This is a genomic window from Curtobacterium sp. VKM Ac-2887 (assembly GCF_015350935.1).
GTDB lineage: Bacteria > Actinomycetota > Actinomycetes > Actinomycetales > Microbacteriaceae > Curtobacterium.
On record NZ_JADKSB010000012.1, the window covers coordinates 105,792 to 123,054 of the forward strand.

Genomic DNA, 17,263 nt, shown 5'->3' on the forward strand with positions numbered 1-17,263 from the left:
ACGGGACGGGACCGGAACCACGCGGTCCGACCGTCGGACGCCGCCCCCGCGGTGTCCACGTAGGGCCCGATCGGCCCGACACGCACGAGGGAGTTGCACCAGGTGACGGAACAGACTTACGACGTCGTGGTCCTCGGTGGCGGGAGCGGTGGCTACGCCGCTGCGCTCCGGGCCGCCGAACTCGGCATGAGCGTCGCGCTCATCGAGGGCGACAAGCTCGGAGGGACGTGCCTGCACCGTGGCTGCATCCCCACCAAGGCGCTGCTGCACGCGGCCGAGGTCGCCGACGCGACGCGTGACGCCGAGAAGTACGGCGTGATCGCGGAGTTCGCCGGTGTCGAGGTCCCGAAGGTCATCGAGTACCAGCAGGGCGTCATCACCTCGAAGTACAAGGGCCTGCAGGGCCTCATCAAGGCCCGCGGCATCACCGTCGTCGAGGGCTGGGGTCGACTCACCTCGCAGAACACCGTGCAGGTCGGCGACCAGAACATCGTCGGCAAGAACGTCGTGCTCGCGACCGGCTCCTACTCGAAGTCCCTGCCCGGGCTCGAGATCGGCGGCCGCGTCATCACCTCCGAGACCGCACTGCGCATGGACTACGTGCCGAACAAGGTCGTCATCCTGGGCGGTGGCGTCATCGGCGTCGAGTTCGCCAGCGTCTGGAAGTCCTTCGGCGCCGAGGTCACGATCGTCGAGGCGCTCCCCCACCTCGTCCCCGCTGAGGACGAGTCGATGTCGAAGCAGCTCGAGCGTGCCTTCCGCAAGCGCGGCATCGAGTTCTCGCTCGGTGTCCGGTTCCAGGGCGTCGAGCAGCACGAGAACGGCGTCGTCGTGACGCTCGAGGACGGCAAGACCTTCGACGGCGACGTCCTGCTGGTCGCGGTCGGTCGTGGCCCGGTCACGCAGAACGTCGGCCTCGACGAGGTCGGCGTCGCCATGGACCGCGGCTTCGTCACCACGAACGAGCGCCTCGCCACCAACCTGCCGAACGTCTACGCGGTCGGCGACATCGTCCCCGGCCTGCAGCTCGCGCACCGCGGCTTCCAGCAGGGCATCTTCGTCGCCGAGGAGATCGCCGGCCTGAACCCGGTGATCATCGAGGACAAGAACATCCCGAAGATCACGTACTCCGACCCCGAGGTCGCCTCCGTCGGCCTGTCGCAGGCCAAGGCCGAGGCCGAGTACGGCGCCGACAAGGTGGACTCGTACGAGTACAACCTGGCCGGCAACGGCAAGAGCCACATCATCGGCACGTCCGGTTCGGTCAAGGTCGTCCGCGTCGTCGACGGCCCCGTCGTCGGCGTGAGCATGATCGGCGCCCGCGTCGGCGAGCTCATCGGTGAAGCCCAGCTCGCCGTGAACTGGGAGGCGTACCCGGAGGACATCGCTCCGCTCGTGCACGCGCACCCGACGCAGAACGAGGCCCTGGGCGAGGCGTTCATGCACCTCGCGGGCAAGCCGCTGCACGCGCTGTGACCCGCACGAGTCCGCGCCCTGTGACAATGACATCCACAACAACTGCAACCCCCCGCGAAGAGGAGTCCACCCGATGAGCGAATCCGTCAGCCTCCCGGCGCTCGGCGAGAGCGTCACCGAGGGCACGGTGACCCGATGGCTGAAGAACGTCGGTGACCGGGTCGAGGTCGACGAGCCGCTGCTCGAGGTCTCGACCGACAAGGTCGACACCGAGATCCCGTCGCCCGTCGCCGGCGTCATCGAGGAGATCCTCGTGCAGGAGGACGAGACCGTCGAGGTCGGCACCGCGCTGGTGAAGATCGGCGACGGCTCGTCCGACTCCGGTTCCTCCGACTCCGGTTCGTCCGACTCCGGTTCGTCCGACGAGTCCTCGAACGAAGCCGCTGCCGAGGCAGAGGCCCCCGAGGCCGAGCCGAGCACCGAGCAGGAGTCCGAGACCCCCGCCCCGGAGCCCACCGAGCCCGAGCCGGCCCCCGCCGGACAGACGCAGCCCGCGGCCGCGCAGGCACCGTCCGCACCGCCCGCCGCCGCTCCGGTCCCGCAGGCCGCTCCGGTCCCGCCGCCCGCCGCCGCACCCCCGGCCGCCGTCCCAGCGCCGGCAGCTGCTGCACCCGCACCGGCCGCGCCGAGCGCGACCACCGCCGCCGCGGTGCCGAACCCGACGCAGGACGGCGCAGCCTCCGGCTACGTCACGCCGCTCGTCCGCAAGCTCGCGAACGAGCAGGGCGTCGACCTGTCCACCGTCACCGGTTCCGGTGTCGGCGGGCGCATCCGCAAGGAGGACGTGCTCGCGGCCGTCGCGAAGGCCCCGGCCGCCGGTGGTGCAGCTGCACCCGCCGCCGCGTCCGGTCCGTTCGTCGCCGAGGTCTCGCCGCTGCGCGGCACCCGCGAGAAGATGACCCGCCTGCGCAAGGTCGTGGCCGAGCGCGCCGTGCAGTCGATGACCTCGACCGCACAGCTCACGAGCGTCGTCGAGGTGGACGTCACGAAGGTGGCGCAGTTCCGCGACGCCCACAAGGCTGAGTTCCTCGAGAAGACCGGTTCGAAGCTCTCCTTCATGCCGTTCTTCGCCCTGGCGGCGTCCGAGGCGCTCAAGGCCCACCCGAAGATCAACTCGACCGTGGAGGGCGACGAGATCGTCTACCCGGAGTCCGAGAACGTCTCCATCGCGGTGGACACCGAGCGCGGCCTGCTGACCCCGGTCATCAAGGACGCAGCCTCGCTCGACCTGGCGCAGTTCTCGAAGTCCATCGCGGACCTGGCGGAGCGCACCCGGAACAACCAGCTCAAGCCCGACGAGCTCGCCGGCGGGACGTTCACGCTGACGAACACCGGTTCGCGTGGCGCGTTGTTCGACACCCCCGTGGTGTTCCTGCCGCAGTCGGCGATCCTCGGGACCGGCATCGTCACGAAGCGTCCCGCGGTCGTGAAGGTCGACGGCCAGGAAGCGATCGCGATCCGTTCGTTCGTGTACCTCGCGCTGTCGTACGACCACCGGATCATCGACGGTGCGGACGCCTCGCGCTACCTGGTCGCGGTCAAGAACCGCCTGGAAGCGGGCAACTTCGCCCCCAACCTCGGGTACTGACCCCAGCACCACGGCCGACGGCCCCGGTTCCCCCTCGTGGGGAGCCGGGGCCGTTCCCGTTCCCGCTCCGGTTCGTCGGCGTCCGGGGGTGTCCGGGCGCGTCAGCCACCACCACCCGCACCGGTCCCGGTGTCCGTTCCGGCACCGAGCACGGACACCGCGGCGACGACCGTACCGATCGCGACGACGACACCGACCACGGCGCGGCGGAGCGGCAACCGCCGACCAGCACCGAGCGGGATGCCGCGCTCGACGACCTCGCGCAGTCGAGCTGCCGGGCCCGTCGTGTCGAGCGGCGGGTCCGCCTCGACGAACACCAGGTCGGCTGGCGGTGGGGCCCATCGGAACGGCCGCGGAGGCGCCGCACCCCGGACCGCGTCGAGCGCCGCGCACACGGTGCTGCGGTCGCCGTCGAGCGCCGCGAGGAGCGCAGCGTCCACCTCGTCGCGACTCGGATCGCGCGGGTCGACACGGTCCCAGACGACCCGGGCAGCGAGTACGAGGACCCGTGCAGCATCGTCACCGGGCAGCTCCGTGCCGTCGCGGACGGCTCCAGCCGGGCGATCGCACAGCACCACGGCGCCCGCGTCGTCCACCAGGACGTCGTCGATCCCGGCGACGCCGAGCCGCACCGCGCCGTCCACGGCCGCGACGAGGAGCTCGAGGAGCGGGACGCAGAGGGTCACCGCGACCCCGGTCGTCGGGGTGCCGAGACGGTCCAGCGCCACCGGGAGCGGCGTGCCGCGTGGGCGGTCGAGCAGGGTCACGAGCCCGCCGGCCCCGGTCCGGCCCACCGCCTCGACGGGCACCAGGTGCCGGTGTCCGGTGGCGCACCGGTCCGCGATCCAGGCCGCCACGGCAGCGTCGTCGGCCGGCGCGACCCAACGGTCGCTGCGGGCGTCGTCGACGCTCTGGTCGGTGCTCGGGTCCATGGTGACGAGCGTGGCGGAGGCGAGCCGGGCCTCCTGTCCGTCCTGCCCGGTCTGTGGACAACGCGTGTTCGCGCACAGCCGGACCGACTGCGGTCTCCCCCGGACCGCGGAGGCCGTATCCTGTCAGCATGGCACGCAGCACTTCCACAGACACGAAGGCGAAGGAGCCGGGGCGTCTCAAGCAGATGTTCCAGGTCTTCCAGATGACCCGACGGGCCGACCCGTCATCCGTCTGGTGGTTCGCCCTCGCATTCGTCGGCCCCGTCGTCCTCGGCATCGTGCTGGCGCTGGTGCTCCCGGGCCAGAACTGGCTCGCGATGATCCTGTGGATCGTCGCCGGTGTCCTGATGGGCGTGCTGCTCTTCCTCATCGTCCTCGGCCGGCTGGCCGAGCGGGCGGCGTACTCGCAGATCGAGGGCCAGCCCGGCGCCGTCGGTGCGGTGCTCTCCAACTCGCTGCGTCGGCAGTGGCGCTCCAGCGAGATGCCCGTCGCCGTGCACGGTCGCTCGCAGTCCGCGGTCTACCGCGCGGTGGGGCGTCCCGGCGTCGTCCTGATCACCGAGGGCCAGCGCGGCAACCTGAAGCGTCAGGTCGACGAAGAGCGTCGCAAAGTGCAGCGCATCGTCCCGAACGTCGCGGTCCACGTGGTCAGCGTCGGTGACGGCGACGACGCCCTCACGCTGCACAAGCTCCCCCGTGCCATGAACAAGTTCAAGAAGTCACTCAACCGCAACGAGGTCCTGGCCGTCGCGAACCGCCTCGACTCGCTCACGCAGAGCCCCGCCGCGGCGATCCCGAAGGGCATGGACCCGATGCGTGCCCGTGCCGGACGTCCGCGCTGACCCGTCCACGAACCACCACGCAGAACGCCCCCGACCGTGCCAGGTCGGGGGCGTTCTGCAGTCTGCGTGCGGTGCGGTCGGTGCGGTCGGTGCGGTCGGTGGCGCAAGCCGGGCGCACCGTGCGCCTTCGGCCACTTAGTGCGAGGTTACCCGCTCGGTGCGAGCCTGTCGCGCTGCACCGAGCGGGCAACCTCGCACGTGCCGACGAACCTCGCACGGTGCAGAACAGCGCCCCGCAGCGCCCCGCGACGAACCTCGCACCGTGCGGTGCGGCCGGTGGCGCGGGCCCGGGTCAGCGGCGGACGAGCACCGTGCCGGCGATGCGGTCGTGCGCGCCGCGGCTGTCCCGGTCGATGATGAGCGCCGGCACCACCAGGCAGAGCAGGACGGTCCGGACGACCGGACGCCACACCCCCACGTAGCCCCCGCGCATCGGCACGACGCGCAGCCCGACGCAGATGTGCCCGAACGACCCGGACAGCAGGCAGATGAAGAGCACCTGGAGCGCGGCGAAGATCGCCAACTGCACCCACGAGTGCGCGATGTCCCCGGAACCGTTCACCGGCGACCAGACCCCGGTCACGTAGGCGATGAGGTCGGCGAGGGCACCGTCGATGAGCAGGGCGACGATCCGCCGTCCGATCCGCCCGACGCTGCGGGGTCCTTCCTCCGGCAGACCGAGGTCCTTGCCCGGCCAGCCGTCGGGGTGCTCGGAGGGCGCGGACGGACTGGAGGAGCTGCGGGCCATGCCCCCAAGCGTAGGCGACCTGCCGCCCGTAACACGCCCGAAACAATTCAGTCACGTCCGGGAAACCCCGTGTCAATAGCCTCGTCGGAGGTGCCTTGATCGGTACCTCCGACATCACCCAACCCATTGGAGATCGGCCCCCATGTTCAGCGATTCCTCCGAGGTCCTGGCCTTCATCAAGGACACCGACGTCAAGTTCCTCGACATCCGATTCACGGACCTGCCGGGTGTGCAGCAGCACTTCAACATCCCCGCCTCGACCGTCGACGAGGACTTCTTCTCGGTCGGCCAGCTCTTCGACGGCTCCTCGATCCGCGGGTTCGCGTCGATCCACGAGTCCGACATGCAGCTGATCCCCGATGTGACCACCGCCTACGTGGACCAGTTCCGCGCCGAGCGCACGCTCATCATGATCTTCGACATCTACAACCCGCGGAACGGCGAGATCTACGGCCGCGACCCGCGCCAGGTGGCGAAGAAGGCCGAGAAGTACCTCGCGTCGACGGGCATCGCGGACACCGCGTTCTTCGCCCCCGAGGCCGAGTTCTACATCTTCGACGACGTCCGCTACTCCGTCACCCAGAACGAGTCGTTCTACGCGGTCGACTCCGAAGAGGGCGCCTGGAACACCGGTCGTGACGAAGAGGGCGGCAACCTCGCCAACAAGACCCCGTACAAGGGCGGCTACTTCCCCGTGTCGCCGGTCGACAAGACCGCCGACCTGCGCGACGACATCACCCTCAAGCTGATCGACGCGGGCTTCGAGCTCGAGCGCTCGCACCACGAGGTGGGTACCGGCGGCCAGCAGGAGATCAACTACAAGTTCGACACGATGGTCCACGCCGCGGACGACATCCTGAAGTTCAAGTACATCGTCAAGAACACGGCGGACCAGTGGGGCAAGGTCGCCACGTTCATGCCGAAGCCGCTCTTCGGCGACAACGGCTCGGGCATGCACACCCACCAGTCGCTCTGGTCGGACGGCAAGCCGCTCTTCTACGACGAGAACGGCTACGGCGGCCTGTCCGACCTGGCCCGTTGGTACATCGGCGGTCTGCTGAAGCACGCTCCGGCGCTGCTCGCCTTCACCAACCCGTCGATCAACTCGTACCACCGCCTGGTCAAGGGCTTCGAGGCTCCGGTCAACCTGGTCTACTCGGCCGGTAACCGTTCGGCTGCGATCCGCATCCCGATCACGGGCACCAACCCGAAGGCCAAGCGCATCGAGTTCCGCGCGCCGGACGCCTCGGGCAACCCGTACCTCGCCTTCGCCGCGCAGCTGATGGCGGGCCTCGACGGCATCCAGAACCGCATCGAGCCGCACGAGCCCGTCGACAAGGACCTCTACGAGCTCCCGCCCGAGGAAGCAAAGGGCATCCCGCAGGTCCCCGGCTCCCTCGACGAGGCGCTCGACTTCCTCGAGGCGGACCACGAGTTCCTCACGAAGGGCAACGTCTTCACCGAGGACCTCATCCAGACCTGGATCGACTACAAGCGTGAGAACGAGATCCTCCCGCTGGCGCAGCGCCCGCACCCGTTCGAGTACGAGCTGTACTTCGGCGTCTGATCCTCGCTGACACACGAAGGCCCCGCACCGTCAGGTGCGGGGCCTTCGTGTGTGCCGCGACAGCGACAGTGTGCCGCGAACCATCCGCAGGAATGTGTCGCTTTGGCGGGGTGGGCGGTTGCGGCGACCGTCTGGAGGCCCGGTGCCGGTCCGGCGGGCCGGCACCGGGCCTCCCGGCTGGTCGCGACGCACGTTCCTTCCCATCGCACCCGGACTGGGAAGCCGAATCGGGCGTACCTGGTCGAAAGTTCCGACCAGGTACGCCCGTTTCGACCACCTGTGCACGATCCGACCCGGCACCGCGCACACGGGAACGGGGTCCGTGCCGCCCGGCACGGACCCCGCTTCGCGAACGGTGACTAGCGAGCCGTGGCCAACGAGTCGTTCGTCCCCGCTGCGACGCTCACGGGTGCACCCGTGACCGGCGTGGGCCGCCCCAGGGAACGGACGGTCCACCCCGCTTTGACCCAGTCGTGGACCGGGAGGCAGTTGCGCGCATCGATCACGACGCGGCGACCGACGAGGTCACCGAGGGCGACCGGGTCGGCGGTGATGATCTCGTCCCACTCGGTGAGCACCAGGACGACGTCGGCGCCCTCGATCGCGTCCGCCATCGACGCGGCGTAGCTCAGCGTCGGGAACGAGCGCTTCGCCGGCTCCATCGCCTCGGGGTCCCAGAGGGTGACCTGGGCGCCGCGCAGGTGGAGCGCAGCGGCCACGTTGAGCGCCGGGGAGTCCCGCACGTCGTCGGTCAGGGGCTTGAACGCAGCGCCGATCACGGCCACACGACGGTTCAGCACCGATCCCCCGGCCGAGTCGATCGCCATGTCGATGACCCGCTGACGCTGGCCCATGTTGATCTCGTCGACCTGCTGCATGAGGCCGACGACCTGGCCCGCCCCGATCTCGTTCGCGCGGTACATGAGCGCTCGGATGTCCTTCGGCAGGCACCCGCCGCCGAACCCGAGGCCGGCGTTCAGGAACTTCCGGCCGATGCGGGCGTCGTGCCCGAGGGCGTCGGCGAGGGTCGACACGTCGGCGCCGGTGATCGCGCACATCTCGGAGATCGCGTTGATGAACGAGATCTTCGTGGCGAGGAACGCGTTGGCGCTCACCTTGACGAGCTCCGCGGTGGCGAGGTCCGTGGTGATGACCGGTGTGCCCTCGCCGATCGGCGCGGCGTAGACCTCGCGGATGACGGCGTCGGCAGCTTCGGACGCGCCGCCCCAGACCAGGCGGTCCGGGTGCAGGGTGTCCTCGACGGCCTTGCCCTCGCGGAGGAACTCCGGGTTCCAGATGAGCTCGGCGTCGATCCCCGAGGGCGTGAACTCGCGGACGATGCCGCGCAGTCGCGCCGCGGTGCCGACCGGGACCGTCGACTTGCCGACGATGAGTCCCGGGTGGGTGAGGTTCTCGGCGACGCCGCGGGTGGCGCTCTCGACGTACGCCAGGTTGGCGGCGTGCGAGCCCGCCTTCTGCGGGGTGCCGACGCAGACGAAGTGGACGTCCGCGGCGGCGACGGCCGAGGCGATGTCCGCCGTGAACCGGAGCTTGCCGCTCGCGACGTGCTTCGTGATGAGCTCGGGCAGGCCGGGTTCGAAGAACGGGACCTCGCCGGCGGACAACGCGGCGAGCTTCGCCGGGTCGACGTCCACGCCGATGGTCTCGAAGCCCATCTCGGCCATGGCGGCCGCGTGGGTGGCACCGAGGTAGCCGGTGCCGATGACGCTGATGACGGGTGCGGGACGGGTGTCGGCCTGGTGGGGCGACTTCTTGGACGCGGTCATGGCGTGACCTCCTGCAGGTCGTAGTCGATGTCGTTGCGCTTGATGCCCTCGGCGAATGCCTGCAGGGAGTCGGCTCGTGAGTTGAGTCGCCAGTCGTTGGTGGAGCGGACGCCGTCCACGACCGTGGTCGCGGTCTCGCTGAAGTACGAGAACCCGATGATGTCGGCGTTGGCGGGGTCGGCCAGGGCGTCGAAGAGCGAGTTGATCCACTTCGACTTCTGGCCGCCCGAGACGGTGGTGCCGCTCTCGGTGGCGCCGATCTCACTGAGCAGGATCTTCTTGCCCGGTGCGACCTCGCGCAGCTGCTGCACGGTGGCGGCGAAGGTGTTCGCGAAGGTCGGGTCCTCGGAGGCCGTGCGGTAGTACCCGCTCATGCCGACCCAGTCGACGTAGTCGGCACCCGGGTAGTAGTTCTGCATGTACTCGAGCGTCTGGTACTTCGCGTTGCCGAGCTTGTCGATGCGGCTCGGCGCCCAGTTCCAGATGACGTAGTCGTTCGCGCCGTTCGCCTGGAAGACGTCGTGCACGTGCTGCCACATCTTCACGTACGACTGCTTCGCGTTCTGCTGGGCGTCACCTTCGGACCAGTTGTACCAAGAACCGTTCATCTCGTGGTCGAGACGGATGACCATCGGCTGCCCGTTGGCCTTCAGCGCCTTGGCGTACTTCGTCAGGTACGCATCGAAGTCACCGTCGGTGATGTCCTGGTTCGTGTAGCCGGCGACGTACTTCTGGTCGTTGCCGGTCTGCGCGGGGGCGGTCTCCCAGGTCATGAGCGGCACGCGGCCGTTCGCCCACGAGCGCTGGATCGCACTCGCGTTGAACGCCTGGTCGAAGCCCTGGAAGAACCCGGTCATGTTCGACGCGGTGCCGACCTGCCGAGAGACCTCGTCGTACTCGGCCCAGTTGAACGGGGACTGCGCGGTGTACAGGCCGTACCAGCGCGACTGCTGCCCGAGGATCTCGGCCTTGGTCGGCACGGCGACGGGCGTGGTGCCCGGGTCGGTCGAGAGGCCGGGGTTGGGGTTGGTCACCCCACCGTTGCCGCCACCCGAACCGGTACCCGATCCACCGGCGGAGCCGCTGCCCGACCCGTTGTCGGACGCGACCGACCCGGACCCGGTACCGGAGCCCGAGGTGCCGGCCCCGTTCGCACCGGAACCCGACGCGTTGACGGAGGACGAGCCTCCCGAGCCCTTCGCGGAACCGAGCTGGGACTGGAGCGACGCGACCTGCGCCTTGAGCTCCGTGATCTGGTCGCCACGCGACCCGGCCTGGGCGGTGCGGGAGTCGAGCTTGCCCTCGAGCGCCCAGATGCGGTCCTGGGCAGCGTCGAGCTGCGTCTGCAGTTCGGCGGCGGACACCTTCTTGGCCTTCGGGGCGGTGACCCCGAGGGCCTGGTGCACGGCGGTGGAGACGGGGCCGGCCGGGGAGACCCAGACCGACCAGGTGATGAGGGCGAGGGCGAGGACGATGGCGGTCGTGCCGACGGCCGTCCAGCGGGCGTGCTTGCTCGACTGCGCCCACCAGGTACTGGAGGAGCGGATGATGTCAGACAATGAGGAAGGCCTCCAGGACGAAGATCGCGATGCCGATGCAGTACGGGATCGCGGCGTACGGGTTGTACCGGCGGGCCTTCACGGGGGCGGTCCGTGGGGCTGCGGGCTGCACTGCTGCTGCGGCAGCGGCCTCGCGCCGGGTCGCGAGCACGGTCGTGGTGGAGTTGGTGGTGGCGTCGGCCCCGAAGAGCTCGTCGAACGCGCGGTCCACGGCCACCTGGTCGCTCCCGAGCGGCACGCGTCCGTCGACGGCCCGGGCACGGTCCGCGGCGTCGATCGGGCTGACCGGGGTCTGGGTGCCGAAGGACGACGGCTGCGCGGCGTCGGACGGGTCCTCCTGCATCGGACCGCCGGCGTAGGCACCGGCGCGGGTCCCCCAGCCGGACGCGTGCGCCAGGCGGAAGAAGCCGATGAGCCGGATCGGCATGAGGAAGAACGTCGACACGATGATGAACATCGGCAGGCGGAAGAAGTCACTCGGCTTCTCGGCCAGGTGGCGCATCTGCCGGATGGCCATGCTGAGCACCGACGAGACGACCATCAGGGCGGCGACGTAGACGAAGCCCGTCGAGAAGCCGTACTGCGACAGGATGCCCTGGTACAGGTTCTCGCCCTGCCCGGTGAAGGCACGGTAGATCCAGCCGGCGATCACACCGAAGAGCATGAACGGCAGGATGATGTCGGTGATGAAGAACGCCGCGAGCACCGGGGCGTGACCGAGCATCCACGGCAGCATGCGCAGCGTGTTGTACTGCGAGCCGCGGGCCCAGCGGAGCTGCTGCTTGAACAGCTTCTTCACCTGCAGCGGAGCGTCCGTGTAGACCAGCGAGGTGTACTGGTAGACGGTCCGGTACCCCTCCTTGAGCGTGAGGTTCGTGAGCGTGCGGTCGTCGGAGACCTCGAGGAACACACCCATGAACTTCTCGTGCATGAACTTGTCCATGACGCGCATCAGGATGCTCCGCCGGAAGGCGATCGTGCGCCCGGGCAGGCAGCCGATCTGCCCGAGGACGCTCTGCGCGGGCATCGAGTAGAGCGCTCGCGAGTTCTCGAGCCAGTCGGCCCAGCGGGTGATCCAGCTGCGCTCGGGTTCGAGGATGCGCTGTCGGGTCGTGACACCGCCGACGGACTCGTCGGCGAACGGCTTGAGGAGTTCCTCGAGCGCGCCGGGGGTCCAGACGGTGTCCGAGTCGACGAGCACCGTGATGTCGCCGTTGGACATCTCGGTGCCGACCTTGACGGCGTTGCGCTTGCCCGGAATGGGCGTGTGGGTCCAGCGGACGAGCGGGGCGAACTCGTCGCAGACGGCTTCGAGCGCCTCGTTGCGGGCGCCGTTGATGACGACGATGATCTCGCCGGGTCGCTGCTCGACCATGCGACCGATGACGTCGCGGAACAGGTCGAGCGGTTCGTCCACGACGGGGACGACGACGCTGGTGGTACCGACGAAGGTGCCGGTGAACGGGCGGTAGCGGGCGGAGATGACGACCTTGACCAACCAGAGCAACCAGATCACCGCGGAGTACACGGCGAACAGGTAGAACTCGGGGTGGCCTTCGACCATCTGCCTGATCTGCAGAATGAAGGTGAACACTGATCCCTGCTTCAACGTTCGAGATGGAGATTCCGCGACGTTGGGGAATCAGGGTCGGTTCGGGTGACCCCATTGACGCAGAAACCTGAACCCCAGCGCAACGCGACCCCCGTCCGGGGGCGTTTCGAACGCGTTACGGGGTACACACTTGTCCCCATCTCCACCGGGACCGGTGGTCCCCCCTCGTGCTGACAGCACTCCTGCGGACCGCGTTCACCCTGTCACTCACCCTGGTGGACGTCGAACACTGCCGGGAGGCGCGGATCACCGCACCGGGAAACCCCTGTTCACGACATGGTCACCGGGCGAGTCGGCGCGGACCTCTGGCACGTCCGCCGGCGGCCCGGCGCGTGGTGGTCACAGCGCGGTAACGACCGGCCCGTCTGTCCGGATCGGGGTACAGTCCGAAACGAACGGGGGACGGTGCGCGACACGGGGAATTAACCTGCGACGACTCGTCACCTTCGCGTCCTGGGAGCATGCCCGGGCGTGTCGGTGCCGCGTCAGGCGCCGTAGAACTCGCGCTCGAAGACCTGCCGCGCACGTCGGGTGACGCCGAGATAGTCCTCTTCGAGCTCGCTCGCCGAGCCGGGCGGGTACTCCATCAGCCGCGCGACGCCCTCGAGCTGGACGCGGTCGACGGGCAGGACGTCGGTGGTCTTCCCCGACCAGAGCACCAGCGCACTGCGCGTCCGCGAGGCGAAACGCCAGGCCGCCCCGAGCCGCTCGCCGTCGTCGGCACTGACGAACCCGGCGGCCACGGCACCGTCGAGCGCCTCGAGCGTCGAGGTCGTGCGGAGCGCGGGGAACTCGAGGGCGTGCTGCAGCTGCAGGAGCTGGACGAACCACTCGACGTCGCTGAGCGATCCGCGCCCGAGCTTCAGGTGGCGAGCCGGATCGGCCCCACGTGGCAGTCGCTCGGACTCGACGCGGGCCTTGATGCGTCGGACCTCGCGCACCTCGTTCTCGTCGATCCGCTCCGGGTAGCGCGTGCGGTCGGCCAGGTGCTCGAAGTCCCGGAGCAGCTGGTCGTCGCCGACTGCCCCGCGGGCACGGAGCAGCGCCTGCGCCTCCCACGTCAGCGACCACCGGGCGTAGTAGGCGCCGTAGGACTCCAGCGTGCGCGCCACCGGGCCGTTCTTGCCCTCGGGGCGCAGGTCGATGTCGAGGTCGAGCGGGTGGACGGTGTCCTCGGTGAGCCGGTTCAGCTCGCGCACGATGGTCTGTGCCGTCCGGGAGGCCACCTCGGTCGCCAGGTCCGGCGCGCGGTACACGTAAAGCACGTCGGCGTCGGAGCCGAAGCCGAGCTCACGCCCGCCGTAGCGGCCCATCGCGATGATCCCGAACTCGAAGTCCGCGGGGGCGTCCCGCCGGGCGAGCGCGAGGGCCCCGGCGAGCGTCGCCTCGGTCACGTCGCTGAGTGCAGCACCCAGGGCGTCCACGTCGAGGTGGCCGAGCACCGCAGCCATGCCGAGGCGCAGGGTCTCGCGGCGGCGCGCCGAGCGCAGCAGGCTGGCCGCACCGTCGACGTCGTTGCCGTGCCGCGCCGTCGTCGCGGTCATCTCGGCGAGCAACGAGTCCATCGGGCGGGCACGCAGGAGCGACTCGGGCTCGTCGAGCCAGGCGACGGCCTCCGGGAACCGCTCGAGCAGACCGGACAGGAACGCCGACTCCGACAGCACGGTGGTCAGCGAGTGCGCAGCCCCGGACGAGTCGCGGAGCATCCGGAGGAACCAGCTGGACTCCCCCAGGGTGTCGCTGAGCCGTCGGAACGCCAGCAGGGCCCGGTCCGGCGCCGGCCCCTCGGCCATCCACCGCAGGAGCACCGGCAGCAGGTTGCGCTGGATCGCCGCACGTCGGCTCGTGCCCTGGGTGAGCGCCCGGATGTGCCGCAGCGCACCGGGCGGGTCGACGAACCCGACGCCTGCGAGCCGGTCGACGACCTGGTCGTCGGTCAGCACGATCTCGCCCTCGGTCGTGGCGACGGCGGACAGCAGCGGACGGTAGAACAGCCGCTCGTGCAGGCCGCGGACCTCGAGCTTGACCGCGCGCCACCGGGTCTCGAGGGCTGCGGCCGAGGTGGCCAGACCGCTCGACCGGGCGAGGACGCGGAGTTCTTCCTCGTCGGTCGGCATCAGGTGCGTCCGCTGCAGTCGGCGGAGCTGGATACGGTGCTCGAGGACCCGGAGCAGCGCGTAGTCCGGACCGAAGTGGGCGGCCTCGGCGCGTCCGACGTACCCGGCCGCGGTCAGGGCGTCCATCGCCTCGAGGGTGGAACGGACGCGCACGGACTCGTCGTCACGACCGTGCACGAGCTGCAGGAGCTGCACGGTGAACTCGACGTCGCGCAGGCCGCCCGGACCGAGCTTGAGCTGCCGGTCGACCTCGCCGTCGGGGATGTGGTCGGTGACGCGCTCGCGCATCCGCTGCACCGACTCGACGAACCCGGGGCGCGCCGACGAGCTCCAGACGAACGGTGCGACGGCCTCGGCGTAGCGCGCGCCGAGGTCGGCCGAGCCGGCGATCGGCCGGGCCTTGAGGAGCGCCTGGAACTCCCACGACTTCGCCCAGCGCTCGTAGTACGCGACGTGCGAGTCGAGCGTGCGGACGAGGGCGCCGTCCTTGCCCTCCGGTCGCAGGTTCGCGTCGACCTCCCACAGACCGGGTTCGGCGGCCAGGTCGGTGATCGTGTGGGTCGCGGCGATCGCGATCCGCGTCGAGATGCGGACGGCACGGTCGGTGAGGATGTCGTCGGTGGCCTCGGTGACGAAGATGACGTCGACGTCGCTGACGTAGTTGAGCTCGCGAGCGCCGGCCTTGCCCATCGCGATCACCGCGAGCGGGGTCGCAGCGACGTCGGCGGCCGGGAACGGCACCTCGCGCCGGGCGACGTCGACCGCGGCGTCGAGCGCTGCCCCGGCGAGGTCGGCCAGTCCGGCAGCGACGGCCGGGAACGCCTCGGTCGGCGACGAGTGCAGCACGTCGTACAGGGCGATCTGCGCGAGGTGCCGGCGGTACCGCACCCGCAGGCACATCCGTGCGTCCTCGCCGGTGGCACCGTCGATCGCCTCGAGCAGGGACGCCGTGTACCGTTCCTGCGACCAGGGTGCGACGACGGGCTCGAGCAGCAGTGCGAGCTCGGCAGGACGACGGTGCAGGAACTCGCCGAGACCGACCGAGGCGCCGAGCAGGCGGATCAGCCGCTCCGTCGCGGCCTCGTCCGTCAGGACGGGGCGGAGCTCGTCCGGAGCACGCTCCAGCAGCCGTTCCAGCAGCCGCAGCGCGCCGTCGGGATCCGCGGTGATGCCCCAGAGCGCCGGGGTGCCGCTGACCGGCAGCGGCACGACGGAGCCGAACCGCGCCTCCAGGTCGGCGATCCGCTCCAGGCTCTCCGACAGCTCGGCGAAGCCCAGGCGGGCCAACTCGGAACGCGACGACGTCGTCCGACCGGTCATGTGGTGCGCTCGCTCAGAGGGCGCCGAGGTTGGTGTCGAGCTCGAACGGCGTGACCTGGTCGCGGTAGCGCTTCCACTCCTGGCGCTTGTTGAGGAGCACGAAGTTGAACACGTGCTCGCCCAGCGTCTCGGCGACGAGCTCGGAGTCCTCCATCAGGCTGAGGGCGTGGTCGAGGCTCGACGGCAGCTGGCTGTACCCGAGGGCACGACGCTCGGCGTCGGTCAGGCTCCAGACGTCGTGCTCGGCCTCGGCCGGCAGCTCGTACTCTTCCTCGATGCCCTTGAGCCCCGCAGCGAGCAGCAGCGAGTACGCCAGGTACGGGTTCGCCGCCGAGTCGATGCCGCGGTACTCGATGCGCGAGGACTGCCCCTTGTTGGGCTTGTACAGCGGCACGCGCACGAGCGCCGAACGGTTGTTGTGGCCCCACGTCACGAAGGACGGGGCCTCGTCGCCACCCCAGAGGCGCTTGTACGAGTTCACGAACTGGTTCGTGACCGCGGTGATCTCCGGTGCGTGCTTGAGCACACCGGCGATGAAGTGCTTGGCGGTGCGGGACAGCTGGTACTCGCCGCCGGCCTCGTAGAACGCGTTCTGGTCGCCCTCGAAGAGCGAGACGTGCGTGTGCATGCCCGAACCCGGCTGGCCGGAGATCGGCTTCGGCATGAACGTCGCGTAGACGCCCTGCTCGATCGCGACCTCTTTCACGACCGTGCGGAAGGTCATGATGTTGTCCGCCATCGTCAGTGCGTCGGCGTAGCGGAGGTCGATCTCGTTCTGGCCAGGCCCGGCCTCGTGGTGGCTGAACTCCACCGAGATGCCGAGGTCCTCGAGCATCCGGACGGAACGGCGACGGAAGTCGTGCGCGCTGCCGCCGGGGACGTTGTCGAAGTAGCCGGCCTGGTCGACGGGCTGCGGCCCGCCGTCCTTCCACTCGCGGCTCTTGAGCAGGTAGAACTCGATCTCGGGGTGCGTGTAGAACGTGAAGCCACGCTCGCTCGCCCGGGCCAACGTGCGCTTCAGCACGTTGCGCGGGTCGGCGACGGCGGGCTGGCCGTCCGGCGTCGTGATGTCGCAGAACATCCGCGCGGTCGGGTCGACCTCGCCGCGCCACGGCAGGATCTGGAACGTCGAGGGGTCCGGGTGCGCGAGCACGTCGGCCTCGTACGAGCGGGACAGGCCCTCGATCGCGGAGCCGTCGAACCCGATGCCCTCGGCGAAGGCACCCTCGACCTCGGCCGGGGCGATCGCCACCGACTTCAGCGTCCCGATGACGTCCGTGAACCAGAGTCGGATGAACTTGATGCCGCGCTCCTCGATGGTGCGGAGCACGAAGTCCGTCTGCTTGTCCATGCACGACCTTTCCGTGTATCGGGTGGCCGCGGGCGGGCCTCGTCCCAGGCTAGTGGTCCCGCGGCGTGCGCGGGGCCGTGCGACGCGTCAGTGGTCCGTCACCGTGCCGTCACCGGTGCGTCACTGGTCGTCGGCGTCCCACTTCTCGTTGTTCGCCGCGATCCGGTCGAGCGCGTGCTGCGCTTCCTCGCGCGTGTCGAACGGGCCGATGCGGTCACGCTGCGGGGACTGCGGACCCTGCTCGACCTGACCGGTCTTGTCGTTGAACCACCACTGGGACTCGATGCGTTCGTCGCTCATGCCGCCCACCGTACCCAGGTGACGGCCTGGAGGCCCGGTGCCGGTCCGGCGGACCGGCACCGGG

General features: G+C 69.9%; 12 protein-coding genes. 4 read left to right on the plus strand and 8 right to left on the minus strand.

Annotated elements, in window-relative coordinates; translation table 11 throughout:
- Window positions 1–102: 102 nt before the first annotated feature.
- Window positions 103–1,476 (plus strand): dihydrolipoyl dehydrogenase, encoded by a 1,374-nt coding sequence (lpdA, locus tag ITJ69_RS14515; RefSeq protein ID WP_194673113.1) that lies wholly within the window; start codon window positions 103–105, stop codon window positions 1,474–1,476.
- A gap of 73 nt (window positions 1,477–1,549) precedes the next feature.
- Entirely contained in the window at window positions 1,550–3,064 is a 1,515-nt protein-coding gene (gene sucB, locus ITJ69_RS14520) for a 2-oxoglutarate dehydrogenase, E2 component, dihydrolipoamide succinyltransferase (RefSeq protein WP_194673114.1), read from the plus strand.
- Between the two features lie 101 nt (window positions 3,065–3,165).
- Here sucB and ITJ69_RS14525 read toward each other — a convergent pair whose 3' ends face one another.
- Window positions 3,166–3,996 carry a hypothetical protein gene (locus ITJ69_RS14525; RefSeq protein WP_159574063.1) on the minus strand — a complete coding sequence of 277 codons (831 nt, stop codon included), beginning with the start codon at window positions 3,994–3,996 and terminating at the stop codon, window positions 3,166–3,168.
- A gap of 128 nt (window positions 3,997–4,124) precedes the next feature.
- On the opposite strand from ITJ69_RS14525, the gene ITJ69_RS14530 reads away from it, so the two are divergent.
- On the plus strand, window positions 4,125–4,838 hold the full coding sequence (locus ITJ69_RS14530; RefSeq protein ID WP_194673115.1) for a DUF4191 domain-containing protein: 714 nt from the start codon (window positions 4,125–4,127) through the stop codon (window positions 4,836–4,838).
- Between the two features lie 292 nt (window positions 4,839–5,130).
- On the opposite strand, the gene ITJ69_RS14535 is transcribed toward ITJ69_RS14530, so the two are convergent.
- On the minus strand, window positions 5,131–5,586 hold the full coding sequence (locus tag ITJ69_RS14535) for an RDD family protein (protein WP_123292673.1): 456 nt from the start codon (window positions 5,584–5,586) through the stop codon (window positions 5,131–5,133).
- Between the two features lie 142 nt (window positions 5,587–5,728).
- Here ITJ69_RS14535 and glnA (ITJ69_RS14540) point away from each other — a divergent pair, with 142 nt between their 5' ends.
- Window positions 5,729–7,153 (plus strand): type I glutamate--ammonia ligase, encoded by a 1,425-nt coding sequence (gene glnA / locus ITJ69_RS14540; RefSeq protein WP_111087015.1) that lies wholly within the window; start codon window positions 5,729–5,731, stop codon window positions 7,151–7,153.
- 359 nt (window positions 7,154–7,512) lie between these two features.
- Here the strand turns inward: glnA (ITJ69_RS14540) and ITJ69_RS14545 are convergent, their stop codons facing one another.
- From ITJ69_RS14545 to ITJ69_RS14570, 6 genes are all read right to left on the minus strand, one after another.
- Window positions 7,513–8,940 (minus strand): UDP-glucose dehydrogenase family protein, encoded by a 1,428-nt coding sequence (locus ITJ69_RS14545; RefSeq protein WP_159574061.1) that lies wholly within the window; start codon window positions 8,938–8,940, stop codon window positions 7,513–7,515.
- Window positions 8,937–10,499 (minus strand): glycoside hydrolase family 26 protein, encoded by a 1,563-nt coding sequence (locus ITJ69_RS14550; RefSeq protein WP_194673116.1) that lies wholly within the window; start codon window positions 10,497–10,499, stop codon window positions 8,937–8,939. The genes ITJ69_RS14545 and ITJ69_RS14550 overlap by 4 nt, the downstream gene beginning before the upstream one ends.
- Window positions 10,492–12,093: a glycosyltransferase family 2 protein gene (locus ITJ69_RS14555; RefSeq protein ID WP_134193674.1), complete on the minus strand. Its 1,602-nt coding sequence runs from the start codon at window positions 12,091–12,093 to the stop codon at window positions 10,492–10,494. Before ITJ69_RS14555 ends, ITJ69_RS14550 begins: the two co-directional genes overlap by 8 nt.
- A 503-nt stretch (window positions 12,094–12,596) precedes the next feature.
- Complete coding sequence (locus ITJ69_RS14560) at window positions 12,597–15,548, minus strand: bifunctional [glutamine synthetase] adenylyltransferase/[glutamine synthetase]-adenylyl-L-tyrosine phosphorylase (RefSeq protein WP_194673117.1); 2,952 nt, start codon at window positions 15,546–15,548, stop codon at window positions 12,597–12,599.
- A gap of 13 nt (window positions 15,549–15,561) precedes the next feature.
- Window positions 15,562–16,899: a type I glutamate--ammonia ligase gene (gene glnA / locus ITJ69_RS14565; RefSeq protein ID WP_111087010.1), complete on the minus strand. Its 1,338-nt coding sequence runs from the start codon at window positions 16,897–16,899 to the stop codon at window positions 15,562–15,564.
- 120 nt (window positions 16,900–17,019) lie between these two features.
- Window positions 17,020–17,199, minus strand: a complete 180-nt coding sequence (locus ITJ69_RS14570; RefSeq protein WP_111087009.1) for an SPOR domain-containing protein — start codon at window positions 17,197–17,199, stop codon at window positions 17,020–17,022.
- Window positions 17,200–17,263: the final 64 nt, after the last annotated feature.